The 2,578-nt window shown below is 61.0% G+C and carries 3 protein-coding genes; 1 reads left to right on the forward strand and 2 read right to left on the reverse strand.

Translation table 11 applies throughout. The features are described 5' to 3' along the window. Both WCB02_RS09680 and WCB02_RS09685 read right to left on the reverse strand, forming a co-directional pair. The coding region (locus WCB02_RS09680) for a hypothetical protein (protein ID WP_423957801.1) at positions 1 to 304 on the reverse strand (304 nt) is incomplete at its 3' end. A 367-nt stretch (positions 305 to 671) separates the two neighbouring features. Continuing rightward, the gene (locus WCB02_RS09685; RefSeq protein WP_423957802.1) at positions 672 to 854 is read right to left on the reverse strand and encodes a hypothetical protein; all 183 of its coding nucleotides are present in this window, start codon (positions 852 to 854) and stop codon (positions 672 to 674) included. Between the two features lie 255 nt (positions 855 to 1,109). Here WCB02_RS09685 and WCB02_RS09690 point away from each other — a divergent pair. Then, the coding region (locus WCB02_RS09690) for a winged helix-turn-helix domain-containing protein (RefSeq protein WP_423957803.1) at positions 1,110 to 2,578 on the forward strand (1,469 nt) is incomplete at its 3' end.

The following is a 2,578-nucleotide window of genomic DNA, read 5'->3' on the forward strand; positions in this document are numbered from 1 at the left end:
GGCAGACGTAGTCCCTCATGTTGTGCGAGGTAGCCAGATCGCTCCGGTCGACCGTGATATCGCAGTCGATCTCGCGATGGTCCACCTCCGCCTGCGGCTGCTTGGTTTGGGGGTCATCCGATTGGAACTGGCCCATGCTTCTCGCCTTGTCTGCGGCGGGGTCGTTGTAATGATGCAAATGCACCACCGTCGGCGAAACGTCCTCGACGTACGCGGCAATGGGTACGTCTCCCGGATTGCTCTTTATCCTTGAGGGGTTGACCGCGGTAAGCCCAAGGCCCGGCCGTAACGGCACCTGGATCACGCTCGCGCCCGAGGGAAACGGCTTCCAACTCGGCAATGGCACCCTGGTAGGTTTGTCTGCCGATCCGCTTTGCACCGCGTTCAGCCGATCCGCCAGACTACCGGAGGGGGCGGGTGTGCTGGTTGCCGGCGGGGCAACAGCAGAACCCTGCGGTTCAGGCTGCGATGGGGAGGGGGACTTCTTGCACCCCCCCACCATCAACAATGCGATCGCCAGACCAAATCCAGCCCACGCGTTTCTCGACGGACCGCTCGTTACAATTCCTATGCAGAAGTTCGCCAATGGAGAGCTCCCTTTACTCAACGTCACCCGATGTTCCCCCCGAAACATCGAGTGAAATAAACCTCTCAGGGCCTAGAGGCCAGGCTTACTCAAGCGACTTCTCGCATGCGGCCGGACCGCGGCACCGGAGCCGCTCAAGGGAAACCGAGCAGAGAAAGACTTCGCCGGTGATTGCTTCCTGAAAGTGAAGCGCGTCCTGTTCCACCCAGCGGTAGACTTCGCGCCGGGTTGCGCCCACGGTCACGGCGGCCGCTTCGGCAGTCAACATCACGACCTCGCGCCCGCACCGGGAGCATCTACCTGAGTAACTGGCGCCCGGCTGGTAGTGGACGGTAAACTGTTCGCGCTCGATGCGGAGTTCGGTGCGACGATAGGGTCCGCACTCCTCTGCAGCCGGTTCCCCCGCTAGCATGTGTGCTGACAAAGGTTTGTTGTCTGGCGCCATGGCTCCTCCGTTCAACGCCACTTCACATGAAGGCACTCAACGAAGTCTTGTGCCCCGCATGAATCTTTATAAAAAGTTATGAAGGCGCGTATGTCATTGACTCAACAACACTCTTACCGCTTTGGGGAATTCGAACTGAGTGTGAGCGGCCGCTGTTTGTACCGCGACCGGGAGCCGGTGGCGCTTGGGTCCAAGGCCTTCGACGTGCTGACTTGCCTGGTTGTGCACGCAGGCCGCGTAGTCACCAAGGAAGAAATGCTGCGCACCGTTTGGCCGGACTCCTTTGTCGAGGAGGGCAACCTGGCGCAGCATGTTGTGGCCTTGCGCCGGGCACTGGGCGATCAAGCCGGTTGGATCAAGACCGTGCCCGGGAGAGGCTACCAGTTCACCGCTGAGGTGAGGGAACTCGCGCTAAAAGACCCTCTCTTGGAAGAGACTGCACATGGCCGTGGCCGCCTGGGCGAAGGGGTCACGGTGCAGCATACCGTGGAGCGCGCCCAACTTGTGATCGAAGAATCTTCGCCGCCGTTCACCCTTGGAAGGCAACGGTCGCTTCGCCGCATCTGCCTCTATGCATTACTCGCCGCAGTTGTGGCCGGCGGCGCCATTCTGGCGGGTTGGAAATCCTGGCGAAGACAGACAGCGCGCCCCTACTTGCGGGTGACGCTGGCCGATTTTGCGAGTGGAACCGGAGATGCGACCTTGGACCACTCGCTCAGGCGGGCACTGGCCATCGACCTCGAGCAATCGCCCTACCTCGGCATAATGACGGACGGCGACGCGGGCCGCGTGTTAAAGATGATGGGGCGGAAGAGCGACGACGCGCTCACGCCGGCAGTTGCGGCCGAGGTCTGCCAACGCGGTAACCGCGATGTACTGCTTACCGCAAGCATCGAACCGGTAGGCAGTGTTTACCTGCTCACGCTACAGGCCGCCGATTGCCATACTGGCAAACGACTGGCGAGCACCGAGGCAAAGGCGCGAAACCGGGAAGAGATTCTGGACGCGATCGATACCGTTGCTACCCGAACACGCACGCAACTGGGCGAAACCGCGGGGTCGGTCGCACACTACGACAAGCCTATCGCTGAGGCGACCACCGCATCGCTGGAGGCTCTCAAGGACTTTTCCACGGGCCTCTCCCTATTCTCGGAGGGCAAGGGTGAGACCGAGATCCTGCCCTACTATCAACGGGCGCTGCAACTGGATCCGCAGTTCGCCATGGCCTACGGCGCCATGGCTTCCATGTATTACAACGCCAGTGAGCAAAAGCTTGCCGCACAATATCTCCAAAGGGCCTTCGACCTGCGTGCTCGCACGAGCGCAAAGGAGTCCCTGATTATCGAGGCGCACTATTACTCTGAGGGCCTCGGCGACGTCGAACGAGGGATCGGCACCTATAAAGTGTGGGCGGCCGCTTATCCGTTTGATCCCGTGCCCTGGATCGATCTGGCCAACGATTACACCCAGATTGGCCAGTACCCAGCCGCTATCGAGGCTGGGGAGCGAGCTCTACAACTTAGTCCGGATCAGGCGGTGACGTACGC

Source organism: Bradyrhizobium sp. (assembly GCF_049581145.1).
Classification (GTDB): Bacteria; Pseudomonadota; Alphaproteobacteria; order Rhizobiales; family Xanthobacteraceae; genus Bradyrhizobium.